Source organism: Enterococcus sp. B2E4 (assembly GCF_030499455.1).
GTDB lineage: Bacteria > Bacillota > Bacilli > Lactobacillales > Enterococcaceae > Enterococcus_D > Enterococcus_D casseliflavus.
In genome coordinates, this window is record NZ_JAUKPK010000006.1 from 248,071 (window position 1) to 264,208 (window position 16,138).

20 protein-coding genes and 1 pseudogene are annotated in these 16,138 nt (G+C 42.5%); 12 read left to right on the top strand and 9 right to left on the bottom strand.

Features of this window, described 5'->3' with window-relative positions:
* The first annotated feature begins 185 nt into the window (after positions 1-185).
* On the top strand, positions 186-1,637 hold the full coding sequence (locus Q1X33_RS07775; RefSeq protein ID WP_080542656.1) for an NAD-dependent succinate-semialdehyde dehydrogenase: 1,452 nt from the start codon (positions 186-188) through the stop codon (positions 1,635-1,637).
* A gap of 112 nt (positions 1,638-1,749) precedes the next feature.
* Positions 1,750-2,346 (top strand): nitroreductase family protein, encoded by a 597-nt coding sequence (locus Q1X33_RS07780; RefSeq protein ID WP_005226197.1) that lies wholly within the window; start codon positions 1,750-1,752, stop codon positions 2,344-2,346.
* A gap of 63 nt (positions 2,347-2,409) precedes the next feature.
* On the opposite strand, the gene Q1X33_RS07785 is transcribed toward Q1X33_RS07780, so the two are convergent.
* Complete coding sequence (locus Q1X33_RS07785) at positions 2,410-2,904, bottom strand: hypothetical protein (RefSeq protein WP_005226198.1); 495 nt, start codon at positions 2,902-2,904, stop codon at positions 2,410-2,412.
* A 138-nt stretch (positions 2,905-3,042) separates the two neighbouring features.
* Here Q1X33_RS07785 and Q1X33_RS07790 point away from each other — a divergent pair, with 138 nt between their 5' ends.
* Together Q1X33_RS07790 and Q1X33_RS07795 are read left to right on the top strand one after the other, a co-directional pair.
* The gene (locus tag Q1X33_RS07790) at positions 3,043-3,570 is read left to right on the top strand and encodes an HdeD family acid-resistance protein (RefSeq protein ID WP_005226199.1); all 528 of its coding nucleotides are present in this window, start codon (positions 3,043-3,045) and stop codon (positions 3,568-3,570) included.
* A gap of 120 nt (positions 3,571-3,690) precedes the next feature.
* The gene (locus tag Q1X33_RS07795) at positions 3,691-4,134 is read left to right on the top strand and encodes a hypothetical protein (RefSeq protein ID WP_005226200.1); all 444 of its coding nucleotides are present in this window, start codon (positions 3,691-3,693) and stop codon (positions 4,132-4,134) included.
* 32 nt (positions 4,135-4,166) lie between these two features.
* Here Q1X33_RS07795 and Q1X33_RS07800 read toward each other — a convergent pair whose 3' ends face one another.
* The gene (locus Q1X33_RS07800; protein WP_301969620.1) at positions 4,167-6,104 is read right to left on the bottom strand and encodes a heavy metal translocating P-type ATPase; all 1,938 of its coding nucleotides are present in this window, start codon (positions 6,102-6,104) and stop codon (positions 4,167-4,169) included.
* 182 nt (positions 6,105-6,286) lie between these two features.
* Here Q1X33_RS07800 and rsxC point away from each other — a divergent pair, with 182 nt between their 5' ends.
* Genes rsxC through Q1X33_RS07815 form a run of 3 tightly spaced genes read left to right on the top strand, consistent with a single transcriptional unit; the run spans position 6,287 to position 9,284 of the window.
* Positions 6,287-7,624 carry an electron transport complex subunit RsxC gene (rsxC, locus tag Q1X33_RS07805; protein WP_005226202.1) on the top strand — a complete coding sequence of 446 codons (1,338 nt, stop codon included), beginning with the start codon at positions 6,287-6,289 and terminating at the stop codon, positions 7,622-7,624.
* On the top strand, positions 7,617-8,687 hold the full coding sequence (locus Q1X33_RS07810) for an RnfABCDGE type electron transport complex subunit D (RefSeq protein ID WP_270788054.1): 1,071 nt from the start codon (positions 7,617-7,619) through the stop codon (positions 8,685-8,687). Before rsxC ends, Q1X33_RS07810 begins: the two co-directional genes overlap by 8 nt.
* Before the next feature lie 24 nt (positions 8,688-8,711).
* Positions 8,712-9,284: a hypothetical protein gene (locus Q1X33_RS07815; protein ID WP_005226204.1), complete on the top strand. Its 573-nt coding sequence runs from the start codon at positions 8,712-8,714 to the stop codon at positions 9,282-9,284.
* Between the two features lie 36 nt (positions 9,285-9,320).
* Here Q1X33_RS07815 and Q1X33_RS07820 read toward each other — a convergent pair whose 3' ends face one another.
* Positions 9,321-9,518 (bottom strand): hypothetical protein, encoded by a 198-nt coding sequence (locus Q1X33_RS07820; RefSeq protein WP_015509783.1) that lies wholly within the window; start codon positions 9,516-9,518, stop codon positions 9,321-9,323.
* Positions 9,519-9,653: 135 nt separating this feature from the next.
* Between Q1X33_RS07820 and Q1X33_RS07825 the strand changes: the two genes are divergently transcribed.
* On the top strand, positions 9,654-9,926 hold the full coding sequence (locus Q1X33_RS07825; protein WP_005226206.1) for a hypothetical protein: 273 nt from the start codon (positions 9,654-9,656) through the stop codon (positions 9,924-9,926).
* A gap of 90 nt (positions 9,927-10,016) precedes the next feature.
* Here the strand turns inward: Q1X33_RS07825 and Q1X33_RS07830 are convergent, their stop codons facing one another.
* The 3 genes from Q1X33_RS07830 to Q1X33_RS07840 form a co-directional block, all read right to left on the bottom strand.
* Positions 10,017-10,388 carry a hypothetical protein gene (locus tag Q1X33_RS07830; protein WP_005226207.1) on the bottom strand — a complete coding sequence of 124 codons (372 nt, stop codon included), beginning with the start codon at positions 10,386-10,388 and terminating at the stop codon, positions 10,017-10,019.
* Positions 10,389-10,557: 169 nt separating this feature from the next.
* Positions 10,558-11,103: a metal ABC transporter permease gene (locus tag Q1X33_RS07835; protein WP_005226208.1), complete on the bottom strand. Its 546-nt coding sequence runs from the start codon at positions 11,101-11,103 to the stop codon at positions 10,558-10,560.
* A complete protein-coding gene (locus tag Q1X33_RS07840; RefSeq protein WP_005226209.1) occupies positions 11,087-11,506 on the bottom strand; it encodes a DUF4430 domain-containing protein in 420 nt (139 codons plus the stop codon). Before Q1X33_RS07840 ends, Q1X33_RS07835 begins: the two co-directional genes overlap by 17 nt.
* 165 nt (positions 11,507-11,671) lie before the next feature.
* Between Q1X33_RS07840 and Q1X33_RS07845 the strand changes: the two genes are divergently transcribed.
* Entirely contained in the window at positions 11,672-13,072 is a 1,401-nt protein-coding gene (locus tag Q1X33_RS07845) for a C69 family dipeptidase (protein WP_005231387.1), read from the top strand.
* 185 nt (positions 13,073-13,257) lie between these two features.
* The gene (locus tag Q1X33_RS07850) at positions 13,258-13,428 is read left to right on the top strand and encodes a hypothetical protein (RefSeq protein WP_010748430.1); all 171 of its coding nucleotides are present in this window, start codon (positions 13,258-13,260) and stop codon (positions 13,426-13,428) included.
* A gap of 59 nt (positions 13,429-13,487) precedes the next feature.
* On the opposite strand, the pseudogene Q1X33_RS07855 reads toward Q1X33_RS07850, so the two are convergent.
* Together Q1X33_RS07855 and Q1X33_RS07860 are read right to left on the bottom strand one after the other, a co-directional pair.
* A pseudogene (locus Q1X33_RS07855) lies at positions 13,488-13,649 on the bottom strand (pyridoxal phosphate-dependent aminotransferase); the annotation flags it as partial.
* Between the two features lie 242 nt (positions 13,650-13,891).
* Complete coding sequence (locus Q1X33_RS07860; RefSeq protein WP_005226213.1) at positions 13,892-14,074, bottom strand: hypothetical protein; 183 nt, start codon at positions 14,072-14,074, stop codon at positions 13,892-13,894.
* Positions 14,075-14,239: 165 nt separating this feature from the next.
* Here Q1X33_RS07860 and Q1X33_RS07865 point away from each other — a divergent pair, with 165 nt between their 5' ends.
* Entirely contained in the window at positions 14,240-14,905 is a 666-nt protein-coding gene (locus tag Q1X33_RS07865; protein WP_005231391.1) for an NAD(P)H-dependent oxidoreductase, read from the top strand.
* Positions 14,905-15,078, top strand: coding sequence for a hypothetical protein (locus Q1X33_RS07870; RefSeq protein ID WP_005226215.1), 174 nt, complete (start codon positions 14,905-14,907; stop codon positions 15,076-15,078). The genes Q1X33_RS07865 and Q1X33_RS07870 overlap by 1 nt, the downstream gene beginning before the upstream one ends.
* A 96-nt stretch (positions 15,079-15,174) precedes the next feature.
* On the opposite strand, the gene dat is transcribed toward Q1X33_RS07870, so the two are convergent.
* Positions 15,175-16,032, bottom strand: coding sequence for a D-amino-acid transaminase (gene dat, locus Q1X33_RS07875; RefSeq protein ID WP_005231393.1), 858 nt, complete (start codon positions 16,030-16,032; stop codon positions 15,175-15,177).
* Between the last annotated feature and the right edge of the window lie 106 nt (positions 16,033-16,138).

Consider the following 16,138-nt stretch of genomic DNA (forward strand, 5'->3'; position numbering starts at 1 on the left):
TATTTTCCAAGAATCGAACAAACATTCTTATTTTTCTATTCTACCATAAAATGATAGGAGCAGGACATTTCCCCTTTGGTTCTTTACAAAAATTTGGAGATTCAAGAGACTTGCATATGAATTGTCATCCTTTCTGATCCGTGCTAGGGTTAAATAGGAACCCATTATTGAAAGGAAGTGCCATGATGAACCAACAGTTACCACAAGTACCAACAAAGTTATTGATTAACGGAAAATGGCTTGAAGGAACAAAAGAGTCGGTTTCGGTTACCAATCCTGCCACTAATGAAGAACTCGTAAAAGTCAGTCAAGGAGGGATCGAGGAAACCAAGCAAGCAATCGATGCCGCAGCGATTGCTTTTCCAGAATGGTCAAAACGCTCCCCTCGAGAACGTGCCGATTTGATGAACGTCATTGCTGATTTGATGGAGGAAGAAAGCGATCGTTTAGCAAAAATCATGAGTATGGAACAAGGAAAACCATTAAAAGAAGCGGAGGCAGAAATCCAATCCAACGTTGACAATTTCCGTTGGAATGCAGCTGAAGCGCAACGGGTCTATGGCGAAGTGATTCCAGCCCCTGAACACAATCATTGGCTGGTACGCAAAGAAGCGATCGGGGTTGTTGGCGCGATCACACCTTGGAACTTTCCTTCTAACATGATTGCAAGAAAAATTGCACCTGCTATGGCCGTTGGCTGTACCCTTGTTATGAAACCATCAAAAGAAACCCCACTATCCGCATTAGCTTTAGGCGAGCTTTTTCAACAAGCAGGACTTCCAGACGGGGTCGTCAATATCGTCTTAGGTGATTCTTCTGAGATTGGGAAAGAATTGACCGAAAATGAACAAGTCAAAAAAATCACCTTTACCGGCTCCACGAAAGTTGGGATGAAATTATATGAACAAGCAGCACCAACTCTGAAAAAAGTTTCATTGGAGTTAGGTGGTCATGCCCCGTTTCTTGTTTTTGCTGATGCTGATTTAGATTTAGCTGCTGAAAAATTAATTGCAGCAAAATTCCGCAACAACGGTCAGGTCTGTACATCCCCCAATCGAATTTTTGTCGAAGAGTCCATCAAAGACGCCTTTACCAAAACATTACTAGAGAAAATGGAAACCGTAACGGTCGGCAATGGTCTGGAAAACCCTACTGTTGGTCCTTTGATCAACCAAGCAGGCGTTGAAAAAGTCATCGAGCAGTTGGAAGATGCGGTAAATAAAGGAGCTAAAGTTTTACTCGGTGGTAAAAAGCTTACTGAAGGTGAATACGAAAAAGGCAACTTCTTCGCACCAACGGTCATCGATGGGATTACTTCTGAGATGGCTATCTACTATGAAGAAACCTTTGGACCTGTGATTCCATTGATCTCATTTACGGATCGACAAGCAGTCATCGCTGCGGCAAATGATACGGAATTTGGACTAGCTTCCTACTTCTTTTCAACGAATTTGCAAACGATCTCGAATGTAGCCCAAAACCTCCAATATGGGATGGTTGGGGTCAATGACATTGCGATCTCAAATCCGGCGGCTCCCTTCGGCGGCGTCAAGCATTCCGGTTTTGGTCGTGAAAACGGCAAATATGGCCCTGAAGAATACGTGACCGTTAAATTCATTGCTATCGATGCCCAATAAGAAAAAGTCAGGTGCGTTTACCTGACTTTTTGACGTCCCAAGCATTTTCTTTTACTAACATTAAGTAAGAATGTATACTTCACTCTATGACAATAGAAAAGGTGGGAATACGATGACAAAATTTCTTGATACGATCAAACAGCGCCGCTCAATCTATGGGCTAGGTAAAAATGTGGCTCTTTCCGACACTGAAATCGAAGACATTGTGAAAGAAGCAGTGAAAAATAGTCCAACTGCGTTTAACGCACAATCACCAAGAGCCGTGATTTTATTTGGCGAAGCCCACGAAAAATTGTGGACATTAACAGAGGCTGCGTTAGAACCATTGACACCACCCGAAGCGTTTGAAGCGACAAAACAAAAACTTGCTGGTTTTAAAGCGGGTTACGGAACCGTTCTATTCTTTATTCACACGGATACCGTGAAAAATTTGCAAGAGCAATTTGCTCTATATGCAGAGAACTTTCCCGTTTGGGCAGAACAATCGAATGGGATCGCTCAAGCGAACGCTTGGACCGCTTTAGAAGAAGCTGGTTTAGGTGCCAACTTACAGCATTACAACCCTGTCATCGATGACGCTGTTGCAGCTGAATGGTCAATTCCTGGAAATTGGCAACTGCGGGCGCAACTAGTCTTTGGTTCAAAAGAAAGCGAACCGAACGAAAAAGAATTTCTAAGTGACGATGAGCGCTTCCGCGTGTTCCATTAATCAATTTTCGACCTAAAAAAAGACCCTTGATTACGCCTTAAACTGGCAGTAATCGAGGGTCTTTTAGTCCTTTGTTCCTTGATCATGATCGACTAAAATATCGATCGGTGTCCCTTCATTCAAGTGTTCTGACAAGAAAACAACCAATTCTGCTAATGGCTGCTTGAATTTCATTAATGGGCCTCTCATCCCTCTTCGAAAATAGTTCATCTTGATGGGCTGCCCTTCCTTTTCTTGAAATAAAACGACTCGATCGATCTCTTGGTATAGTACCCCTTTGATACTCATTGGATGGACAATGATTCGATCAAGTGCTAAGCCGCGGCTATCTAAAACAAAGCTCAAAAAGACCAAACCCGAAACGATCCCTCGCACCCGATTATCAAGTGCCTCTTCCATCATCACCATAGATAGGATAATCATTACTGAAAAAATCGTAATGGCGACCTTGCTTAGTTTGCGCTCCACAGCAAGAAATTGAATGTCTTTCCTTACCACGAATAAATAAAGGTATAAAACGATCGTAAAGGCACACATCACTAGCGTTAACCCACTCATAATACTCTCCGTTCTGTTTTCTTTTCCTTATTCTACCAAAAAACCATCTGATACAAAAGGCTTAGCCTATTTCGTAGGTTTTTTGATATCTATTTTAACAAGAATTCGGTACAATAGGAAAAAAAAGGAGGAATTATCATGAATGCATTTTTTGATAAATTACAACGCTATGATTTACTTCGTGCCGTCGTATATATCGTCTTTGGCTTCATCATCTTGATTGCACCACGATCTGTCTTCAACACGATCGTTTATCTTGTTGCCGGGTATATTGCATGTTTAGGGATCATTAGCTTGTATACGAGCTACAAAGAAAAACAAAAGGGCTATCGCAATGTGCAATCCGTCTCTGGTATCTTACTGTTGATTGCGGCAGCTGCGATTTTAGTTTTTGCCAAAGGATTACTTGCCATCGTGCCATTTTTCTTAGGAATCATGATCACCATCAGCGGTTGCACCCGATTGATGGCAAGCTTTAACCAAAAACGCATTGGCTTACCTTATATCACTAGCTTGATCATCAGTCTATTGATCATTGCTGCAGGGATCATCCTAGTATTGAATCCCTTCGCCACTTGGTTGTTGTTCTTCCAAATTTTTGGCGGGATCTTAATTTTCATGGGTGCCTCCGATGCGGTCAACCATTTTCAACGAAAAAGAGCCTAATAAATGAGAATGTTTTAAAATTTCCTACGAATCTAACATCTACATGTAGACTTTTCCCGCTATTCCTTTTAAAATAGGAGATATCAAACAGTCAGTCCATTGACACGCGGGAGGTGCGACATGAAGAAAATCAAGCAAGAAGCAAAACATCCAAACGATGTACCGGTAATTTTTTTGACCGATGCAACTGGCAAAGTCGTACGAAAAATCTCGATCAATGAGTGGCGTGCGCTTAAAGCAACCCCTGACCAGATCGAAGAACTTGATATCAAATTGTATCGTGAAGCAATCAGTTTTTATCTTCAAGAAGACTACGCAAAAGCAAAAGATCTCTTGCATTTCTTGATCAACAAAACAGACTATAGTCATTATGAATATGTGGAACGACTAGCAAATATCTACCGCATCGAAAACCGTCCCGCTAAAGAAAAAGACCTGTTACTGACTGCTTATCATGCAATCAAACCGTTGGATTCCTCTGAAGGGATTTTAAGAAGGATCGAAAATCGATTGCAAAAAATCGATGCCTTTGATTTTCCAACTTCGACACAATTCAGTCATTAAAAAAGCAGCTATCCTTCGATAGCCGCTTTTTTTTATGCATCTGGCAGTTTGCGCAAAAGGCGCAACCCGTTAAACAATACAATCAACGTACTTCCTTCATGGGCAAATACCCCCAGTCCAATATTCATTTTTCCAAATAGATTCAACCCGACTAATAATGCGACGATAAACATGGAGAAGAAAATATTTTGCCAAATGATTCGATCCATTTTCTTCGCTAAGCGATAGGCATACGCGAAGCGTGAAAGATCATTTTTCATGATCACGGCGTCCCCCACTTCGATAGCAACATCTGACCCATCCCCCATCGCAAAACCGATGTCTGCCTGAACAAGTGCGGGTGCATCATTGATGCCATCCCCCACCATGGCGGTTTGTCCGTAGGCTTCTTGGAGTGCTCGAACCGCTTCCGCTTTGTTCTCAGGTAACACATTAGCCGCCACTTGATCAACGTTTAGCCGCTTTCCGATGGCTTCCCCAGCAGACGCACTATCTCCGGTGATCATAACGGTATGGATCCCTTCATTTTTTAAATAACGAATCACAGAAGCCGCCTGTTCGTTCGGCTCATCCATCAAAGCGATGATTGCGACAACCTCTTCATTGATGGAAAAAATGACCATCGTTTTTCCTTGCGCTTCCAGGTGACAGTACTGTTGCTCCAACGAACCTGTTAACTGGGAGTTTTCGGTTCTTTTTCCTAATCGATAGGTTTTTGTTCCTGAGACGGCTACTAAACCGGAACCAATCTCATTCGTAACCGTCAGCTGTTCGTTTTGCTGCCCTTTATTGTTCTTCTCAAAATAAGTAACGATCGCATCTGCCAATGGATGATTGGCTTGTTTTTCCAGCGAAACGATGATGGAAGCGGCCTCTGCTTGATCGATGGCTTCAGCGAAAATGACATCCGTGACCGTTGGTTTTCCGACGGACAACGTGCCCGTTTTGTCAAATGCCACCGCTTTGATCTGAGCAAAATTCGTTAAGTAGTTACTGCCTTTAAAAAGAATCCCTTTTTTCGCTAGATTTGAAATCGCAGATAAACTAGCAGGTACCGCACTTGCCGCTAACGCACAAGGAGACGCTGCAATCATCATCACGATCCCGCGATAAAAACTAGTATACCAATCCCAACCAAGTAGAAACGGTGCTGTTAAGATGAACAAAGGGACTGCAATGAAAACAATGGTTACATAGATTGGTTCAATTTTTTTGATTCGTGTTTCTGTTGGTGACTGATTCGACTGTGCCGCTTCAACGACTGAAAGAATTTTGGCAAAGACCGTTTCCGAGCTGTCTTTTGTGACTTCCATCAAAAATGTTCCATTGCCATTGATGGTACTGCCATAAACTTCGTCTCCCGCTGTTTTTTCTCGCGGTATACTCTCGCCATTGATGGAAGCTTCGTTGATGGCACTCGTGCCAGAAAGAATCACCCCATCTGTTGCTAACTGATCACCAGGCAAAACTTGTAAAATATCCCCTTTTTTTATCTCTGAAGCAGCAATTTTTTTGGCTTTCCCATCTGGGCCCATCAAACGTGCTTCCGTTGGATTCAATTTGAGAAGATTGGTGATTTCTCGTCGGCTTTGCCCTTCCGCGTATTCTTCTAAAAAGTGAGCACCAGCAAAAATCAAAATCAGTAAGGCTGCCTCATTAAAATTGCCTATGATCATTGACCCTATCGCTGCTAATAACATCAATAGATGTACATTTGGCGTAAAGCGCCGATTGATTCTTGTGCTTTTTACGGTATCCTCGATCCCTTCCCACGAAATGTGGTAGCCCGCTAATAAAACTGCAGCAAAATAAACCCCGTCTTTTACCCATTGATTCGAAATAAACAGCGCCACTATAAAGAAGATTACCCCCGCGAAGTAAACTTTACGAGGAAACGTCCCATGATCTTGGGTATGCGTATGTCCCTTCGTTTTTGTGTGCTCGTGTTGACAAGAATGTTCAGCCATCATCAAAACCTCCTCTATTCCATCGAACATATGAACGATCAATCATGTTTATACCCTGATTATATATGAACAAACAATCATATGTCAACCGAAATAAGTTTTTCTTGTGAAATGTAAGCGTTTATGGTTTTGAGAATGCGGATGGCATGCTAGAATAAAGTTAGGAGAAAAAAGGAGTGTTGGCTATGAGAACATTTACTGGTGGAATTTCACTAAGTCCCCCGTTACAAATGTTAAAAGAAAAATTAATGATCGAACAAGATGAAATCCTTACCTTTTCACCCACGATGGTCTTTATCCCTTTGGCACAACATATTGGTGCCCCTGTCGAACCGACAGTTTCCGTTGGTGAGTACGTCAAGCAAGGGCAAGTGATCGCTGAAGCAGATGCCTTTGTATCTGCGAAAGTCCATGCATCTGTTTCGGGCAAAATCGTCGATATTGTCGATTGGCCAAATCAAAACAATGAAGAAGGAAAAACCATCATCATTGAAAACGATTATGCCTTCGATAATGATTTTTTGTCTACCCCATTCAACTGGCAATCTGCTGCTAACGAAACGATCCTCAAAAAAATCCGTCAAGGAGGTATCGCCGGCAAAGGCGGTGCAACGTTTCCCACCCATGTCAAATTCAGTATTGATGAAAATAAAAAAATCCATACCTTGATCTTAAACGGATCTGAATGTGAGCCCTTTTTGCGCAGTGATGCCTTCTTAATGCAAAAAGAAGCCAAAAAAATCATCCAAGGGGCAAAAATTGCCCAAAAATTGTTAGCTGATCCAAAAATCATCATTGGCATCGAGGATGATAAACCGCTAGCCATTTCAGCGATGCAAGCCGCAAGTGCAGAGGATGACACGATAGAAGTCGTTACTGTCCCAACTGTTTATCCAACCGGTGGTGAAAAGCAGTTAGTAGAGTTATTGACCGATCAGGAGGTACCTTTAGGCGGCTTGACTGCCGATATTGGGATCGTATTGATCAATGTTGCCACCAGCTTTGCCATCGCTGAAGCGGTCTGTTATGACAAACCGCTGATTGAACGCTATACAACCGTGACTGGTGATGTTCAACATCCACGCATCGTCAAAAATCCTTTAGGAACACTCGCAGGAGAGTTGATCGATTTTGCTGGCGGCTTTCAAGGTGCGCCCAGCAAGCTGATTCTTGGCGGCCCCATGATGGGGAAATCCGTCAAAACATTAAAGGTTCCGGTCACCAAAGGCAGCAACGGGATCGTTGTTTTTAATGAAGAAACCGATTGGCTATATGCCGAAAACCCCTGCATTCGCTGCAATAAATGTGTCGAAGCTTGTCCGATGCGCCTGATGCCGATGGAGATCGATCAATTCTATCGAGCAGGCGATTATCAAAAATGTGAAGAATTGCTGGCAGAAGCGTGTATCAATTGTGGTGCTTGCACCTTTGTCTGTCCAGCCAAACGTTCCTTAGCTGCCAACATCACTGCCGCAAAAGGCAAGGTTGCACAGCTGCAGAAGGAGGCGAAGGAAAGTGCCTGATTACTACAAGGATTCCGATAGCGAGCGCCTCTTTCAGCAACGAAAAAACCAAGAAACACCACCAAGCCCCCATATTCGCAGCAATGACGAAACAGTCAAAATCATGGGCTGTGTAGTACTAGCCTTACTACCAGCAGTTTTATTCTCTGGCTACCTTTTTGGGCTCAAGGTATATGGGTTGTTTTTCATTGCGCTAGCCACGGCGTTTGCCGCCGACGGAATTTGGTCCTACCTCATCAAACGGCCATTTCGTTTCGATCTAAGCATCGTTGTGACGGCATTGCTTTTAACGATGAATCTTCCACCGACCGCACCTTGGTATTTCCCAGTGATCGGGGTGGCGTTTGCCGTGATCATTGTCAAAGAATTTTTTGGCGGTATCGGCTATAACTTTTTAAATCCAGCCCTTGGCGGTCGCGCCTTGTTGATTTGCTTGTTTTATAACCAGATGTTTTTGATCAGTTGGCCAGATCCACCTTTTGGCAGCATCGCTCCTGATGTGGTTTCGCAAGCTACGGCGAACGATGTCGTTTCCGGTGCTACGCCATTAGCTGTCATGAAGGCCGGGGACACCTTAAGCGGTTCTGATCTGTTGGATGCTTTTTTAGGATTTACTGGGGGACGAATCGGTGAAACCAGTGCCTTGCTTTTACTTCTGGGTGGAATTTTTCTCGTTTACAAGAAAATCATCTCCCCTCGTATCCCGCTGATTATTTTTGCAACGATCGGGCTCTTTGCTTTTATCCTTGGTCCAGAAGGACTTTTTACTGGCAGTTGGCAAACGGTGATTGGGCATATCATCAGCGGTGGTGCCATGTTGGGTGCGATCTATATGGCGACTGATTATTCTTCGACTCCAGGAACAAAAGCAGGAGAAAATCTTTTTGCCTTAGGCGTGGGGCTTCTCGTTGTCCTCTTCCGTTTCTTTGGTTTCACAAACGAAGGCATGAGCTATGCCATCTTGATCATGAATTGTTTTACTCCACTCATCGATCGCTTCTTACGCCTTCGCATTTTAGGGGAAGGAAAAAAGACCCCGTTCAACCTTAAAATCATGAGCTAAAACGCAAGAAAGGAGCGTTCTCATATGATGATCGCCAATCGACTAGTGGTCTTCCTAGTCATTCTACTCACAAATTACGCCTGTCAAAATTTGGCGCCGACCGTCAAAGAAAAAAAACCGAACGTGACGACACGGGTGGTTTTCCTGTCAGGGATCATTGCAATCGCATACTTGTTGAGCGGTTTAAGTTTTTATCTTTTGCTTCAAAATCGCTTTGTCTATGGCAATCAAGTGGTCACCAATTTGGTAAGTGCTGCCATCATCGCCTTGATTACTGCCAGTTTATGCTTACTGATCGTTCCAGCAAAAAAACATTTCTTGACGAATGATCTAAAAAAGACGACCCTAGTCAGTGTCATCTTGCTGACGATCGCCACTGTGACCCAATTTCCCTATACCGATTATTTAACCAATTTATTTGTTGCTGTAGGCATGTATTTTCTCTTTTCCTGTGCTTTGTCAGGGGTTCATACACGAAATCAAATTGCCGCAATTCCGCCAATTCTGAAAGGCTTACCTCTGGACATCGTGACACTTTTTCTATTTTATCTGAGCTTTTCCTTTCTCAACGGTGTCTTCTTCAATTATTTATTCTAAACAAAAAGCAAGTCCCGCTTTGGCAGCGGAACTTGCTTATTTCTTGCGGAATATTTCTCTGAAGGAACCGATCAAAAAACCAGTCGAAAAAGCATTTTGTGCTTTTTGTTCTTTTTCAGCAGCGATTTTTTGTCGTGTTCGCAGCCCTTTATTGGCATTTTTGGACTTCTTCCCTTCACGGAGTTCTTTTGAAGCCTTTTGAAACTCTTTTGAGAAACGGTTATACCCAACCATTCCTTTTGCCTCCTTTCTTTTTACATGGCACATAATAACGAGGATTTATTATAGGAATTGCCTTTCTGATGCAAATCAGGTAACATAACAGACAGAAAGATGATTTATCCCAGGTTTATCAGAAAGGAAGATCCCATGAACGAAACCCACACTGGATTGTTAGTCAATAGCCGTGTTTTTCAAGAAACGCCAATGATGCTAACAGGTATCCAACTTTTAGAAGACCACAAAATCGTGAATTGCATTATTAAGGATCGCTACTTAGCCAGTTATGTCTTACGCCTTCCATTAAATAAATACCAATTAGAAGTCGAAGGAAAATGGAACAAGCGGGAACAGTTAGTGATCAAGCATATGAAAATCAAGAATATCGATGAGTTTATTAAAATCGTCGGTACGCCAGAATAACAGGACTCACGAAAAGCAAGTGCAGACAACTGCCCTTGCTTTTTTTTTTGAAAAAATCCAGCTGATTTTTCCCGCGTGTTCCTCCGATGTTTATCGCGACATTCTAGTAAACCGGTCGATCAAGGCTTTTTGTTCCTCTTTGATACCGATCGCCAACGGTTTGATCATTAGTTTGACAGTGGTCGAAGGTGTCTGAATCTGGACTTTTTTATTTACCACACCGCCTAGTTGTAATTTTGTGATCTCGTGGATCATAATTGTCTGCATCCCTTTTTCATGAAATTGCAGATCTAACTGAATCAAGTGGATTTTTTCTTCGTCAACCACCACGATAAAATACTTTGGTGTTGGCAGGGCAATCATTTTGGCTTCCTCGGCATAACCAGCCAGTTTTCCATGGAACTTCGCACGGTAGCTTTCTAAATCATCTTTTTTCACGATCCATTTCATCAAAAGCCACATCCTTCCTTAGATACCTTAAGGATACCTGCAGAAACCGCTTTTGCACAACAATATGCCTGCTTGTTTCCTCACATAACCTCTTTCACCTCATTTGATCGTCAAAGACTTTTTCCTCTAGTCATGGACGTTTTGCCCGACACTAGCTAACTCAACAAAAAAAGCGAAGCGCTTAGTGCCCTTCGCTGTTGTTCTTTGGAAAGTAGTGTTGGAAAAGCCGCAGAAAGATCGGTGCTAGTAACAGATAAAAAATGCCATTGCCTATTGCGTGGAGGGCATCAAAGCTCAATCCTTGAAAATAATAAGCCCAAAAGCTAGGAAACCCATAAAGTTTGACACTGATCCAAGATATCACAAAGCCATAAGCAAACCCTGCAAATACACTGTAGCTGACTTGTAAAAGCAACCGTTTCATAAACAGCTTGCTTTTTGACAACAGATACATCCCCAAAATAATGATTGCATAGCTAACTAATTGAGCAATCGTCCATATTCCCATTCCCATGTAAAAATTGGTAATCAGCATCGAGAGCAGACAAACGATCAATCCACGACTAAGACCTAAATGGATGGTTACTAATAAAAAGATCACCGTCATTGGTTGAACATTGGGTAAGGGTTGAAAAAGTGACCTGCCGACGACGGCCGCTGCCACAAGCAGCCCTAAATAAGCAATTTCTTTTCCAGCAAATGCAAGTGGTTTATTCGAATTTTTCATAGGTGAAAACCACTTTATCGTTGTTTCCTAAAAAGGTATCATCTGCCCCAGTTGTAATCATTTCATCATTGATCGTATATGTCCAATAATAGCCAGCTTTTTCATCTTGCGCTAAACCGTCAATGCTGGTGATCATCCCTTGATTTTCTTCCAAGTCAAAGTTCTCTTTCATGATAGTCATCAAAGAAACCCCTTCTTTAAAAGTGACCGTTTTGGTTTCGATCTCCTGGTCTTGCTCTTCACTTTTATTATTGAAGCTGATTTGGGCAGTGCGCTCTTCGGCGTTTTGTTGGACTGACGAAGATTCACTGGAGGAGTTTCCCGCATCCATCGATGGTTTGGCACAGCCGGCAAAAACCAGACTTAGTAAAAAAATATAACTAAAAACAACTGTTTTCTTCATAATAATGGCTCCTTTGATTTTTTTTACAACACCTTATTCTACTAAAAATTAATAAAAAAGGCGAAATTTTTTTGTTCCTCTCTATAGAAAGCATTGTAAAACCATGAGACTATGGGTATACTAGCTTCAATCATTCGTAATAAGAAATGAAGGAGTGTTGGAAAGATGGATAGAAAAAAAGCGTCCTGTACCACTTTACTAGTAGGAAAAAAAGCATCGATCGACGGCTCGACCATGATTGCCCGCAATGAAGATTCTGGAAGCGGTTCGGAACCGCAAAAATTCGTCGTCATCACTCCAGAACGGCAAGGAAATGAATTTTACGCCGTTTTAAGCGACTGTCGAATCAGTTTGCCAGCAAAATCATTACGCTATACTTCAACCCCTGAAGCAGATGAATCGCAAGGAGTTTGGGCAGCTTCAGGAATCAATGAAGAAAATATCGCCATGACTGCAACAGAAACGATCACAACCAATTCGCGCGTTTTGGCTATTGATCCATATGTGGAAGATGGTATCGGGGAAGCTGATTTCGTCAGCATCGTACTGCCTTACATCCATTCCGCTAAAGAAGGTGTTTTACGCTTAGGGGAACTCTTAGAAACCTATGGGACCTATGAAGCCAACGGGATCGCTTTTTCTGATGCCGAGGAAATCTGGTATATGGAAACCATCGGTGGACATCACTGGGCAGCTGTTCGCATACCAGATGATGCCTATGTCGTGGCACCAAATCGCTTAAACATTGATCACTTCGATTTCGCCTCAGAAATGACGTTGTGTTCGCAGGATCTCGAACAGTTGATTGAAGACTATCAATTAAATCCTGATTTTGAAGGCATTAATCTACGCCATATTTTTGGCAGCTCCTCAGAAAAAGATACCCGTTACAATAACCCGCGGGCATGGTACATTCAAAAACACTTTAGCGGAACAGCCGCTGAACCGATCGATCAAGAGCTCCCGTTTGTATGCTACCCAAAACAAAAGCTATCCGTGGAAGATGTAAAATGGGCATTGAGCTCCCACTTCCAAAATACGCCTTTTGACCCTTACGGTACAGGGACCGAAACACAAAAAACACAATTCCGATCGATTGCTCTCAATCGCAACCAGCAAGTCCATATTTTACAGATCCGCAACCACGTGCCCGCAGCAATCGCTGGCATTCATTGGCTTGCCTTTGGCCCCAATACCTTCAATGGCGTTGTGCCCTTTTATGCAGCTATCACTAAGACCCCACTTGGCTATTGTGATACGACAAAGACCTACGATCCATCAAATAGCTATTGGTTAGGACGCACCTTGGCGTTGATTGGAGACAGCGACTACGATCGCTATAGTGATCTTGCCAACCGTTTTGAAATGGAAACGATGGCGGCTTGTCGCCGCATCCAACAAGAAACTGATCGTAAAGCTTCCGTTGACAAGCAGCCTACTCGTCTGCTTGAAGAAGCCAACGCTGAGATGGCCGAACTGTATTTAAAAAATGCAACAACGTTACTAGGAAAAATGGTGGAGTCTGGCAGTAATAAAATGGCCTTGCGTTTTTCTTTAGCCGATTAGTCAATCGCTGAAAATAAAAGGATTAACAAAAACTTTACATGGAATTGCAGCAATCTAAACATTGCTCTCCTATACTAAAGATACCAATTCGTTTTCTTTTTCCTTGCTGGTACAAATCAAGCAATTGATTTGTACTAGTCCCCCTATTGAAGATCAATTGGTAAAAACCGTTGGGAGGAATGAACATGACTACAAGCATTTATCGGACTGTCACCAACGAAATTGTTAAAGGTGAGATCATCAAGAGCAAGAGTCAGCAAGATATGCTGATCATTCAAGACAAAGAAGGCTATTTCCATGTCGTTGAACCAATCCCCGTTACTACTGCAATGACTCCCCGCACGACGAAAGACTAAAAAACCACTGGCGATCAGAAAGAATACAGGATCTTTCTGATCGCTCAGTGGGTTCTTTTTTATGTCAAACTCAATGTGAATCGCTTCAAGCCATCAATGAGTTTTTCTCGCGAACAGCCAATGTTTAGGCGCAAAAAATTTCTCCCCTCTTTCCCATAGATCTCTCCTGACATAATCGCGACTTTCCCCTTTTGAATCATTCGTTGCTGCAATTCCGCCATCGGCTTTTTTCAGTTGGACTAAGATATTAAAAAGGCTGACTACATTCATTGGCTCTATTCCTATGATAATTAGAAGAATTTCCACATCACATTGTTTCTTCAGCGATTTTCTCTCTACGATTCTTTTTACTTCTTTATCGACCTTTATCAAAGCAAACACCCAAGTTGAAGAAACTTGCCATCCTGAAAAAAGGACTCACCCTATGAGCGGTGAGCTATCTTAGTTATTTTCTCTGCATCGGTCATCTGTAGACAGTCAATTCTGTAAACTCTTGCCCATTGCCATAGTCACTTTCTTTTAAGGGTTGCTTTCCAGAAATTCGTTGTCGGCAACTGGCAAGTTTATTTTCGACATATTCCACTGTATTGGCGGCGAACATTACTACATTTGCTAGACCTTTGATCAAGGGATCATTTGATTCCATCCTCTATTCCCCCATTTCCTTCACGTGTAAGTCGTTACTGACACTTCCTTATCAATGAATATAGACGAGGTACCTTAAATCAAACTAAAAGAGGACCAACACTACGAAAAGCAAAGCAGACTAGTTTCCCTTTCTGGTAAAATATGGTACATGTAGTAGGAAAGGATGATCAATCTCATGATAAAAACCTTAGTGGTGGCTAGCCACCCAGATTTCCACAACTCTCTTTCCCAACGTTTTTTCAGTGAAAGTGCCAAACTTCCTAATGTCACCATACACTTTCTTGATGATTTTTCTGACTTTTCTCTTGCCGATGAACTGGCGCTGCTGCAAAACTGTGACCGTTTGGTTTTACAATTCCCCTTATATTGGTACAGTGTTCCAGCAAAAATGAAAGCTTGGATCGATACGGTTTGGGAAAATTGCGCGCCTGCTTTGATGGGAAAAGAAATCAGTTTCGCCGTTTCTACTGGTGTTGCTGCCAAAGAATTTCAGTTAGGTGGTCGAGAAAATACGACCTTTAACGAAATTTTGCATCCACTCGTACTGATGGCAAAAAAACACCAAATGACCGTGTTACCCATCGTTGTCCTTGACCAACTGATGTATAAAACGGAAAAAGAAAAGCGTGCCTTTGTCATTGCCTATCAGCAATTATTATCGATGCCCGCTCCCTTTACGTTTGACCAAAAGCAACAATGGTTTGCTGAGAAACTGGCACATTTGGTTTCTAAAAAACCGCAGCTTTCTCCTTTGCTATCCCTGTTGCAGGAAAACCATGAAACATTGAACGAATTAGAAGATGCTTTAGCTGAATTGGAGGTGCTTTGATGGGGCATGATTGGCTAACACCGCTGATAGAACAATCCATTCAAGAAACCACTGATTACCATGAAAAAGCATTTTTGCAAGAGCTGGGACAGTTGTTACAGCAGCAAGAAACCCGCATCGAATTGAAACAAGGAGAACTTGACGGGAAGTTGTGGAACCCTAGTGAATGGTAAAAAATAATTTTCAACGCAAGAAAAAGCTTTGGTCCCACCCAGCCTTAAAAATACTGGGTGTTGCCAAAGCTTTTTTAGGTGGTTTCTATTGCATAATCACAATGAATCGCTTTTATTCTTTGTGGCAGCGATATACGCTGCTTGCAATTGTTTCGTGATTGAACCCAATTCGCCAGTGCCAACGGGTTTCCCATCAATGGCAACGATCGGAACGATTTCCCAAACTGAGTTGGTCAAGAAACACTCTTGCGTGTCGCGTAGTGCCTCAATCGGGACGGGTTCTTCTCGATAGGGAATTTCTAATTGGCGACACAACTGAAGGACCTTCATTTTCGTGATCCCCGGTAACACCAAGCGCCCGTCCGGATGAGTATAGACGATCCCATCAATGACAAACCAGAGATTGGATGCAGATGCTTCTGTAAAAAAGCCATCTCGTTGCAGTATCGCATCATCGAAGCCAGCTTCGATCGCTTGATCCAGCGCCAAAAGATTCCCTAACAAACTCAATGATTTGATATCACAATGCAACCAGCGTTCATCAGGAAGAACGGTTGCCGAAAGCCCTGCTTGCTGCATTTCATCTGGTCGTTCAAAGGGGATCACATTTGCCGTCACCACCCCTTTGACCGATCCAGCTGGTGGAAACTCGTGATTTCTCGGAGAAGCGATTCCTCGGGTGATCTGAAGATAGATTTCTCCTTCTGTGATTCCTTCAGTCTTAATGAGTAACTTTAGATTTTCAGTCAATTGGGGAATCGAATAGGGTAACGTTAGCTTAATTTTTTGTGCACTGCTTTCCAATCGAGCCATATGCTCCGCTAACATAAAACAGTGGCCATTATATATTCGGATAACTTCATAGATCCCATCACCATACTGATAGCCACGGTCTTCGATATCAATTCTCACTACCTCTCGATTAACGATCTGATCATTCCACAAAACCTTCATTTCCTCACTCCTATCGTCGTTTTCGTTTCAATCAGTATAGCATGAGTCTTTGTACCGTGCTATGTGTCATCTAAAACAAAAAACTTGCTGTTGAAGATTTCTTCAA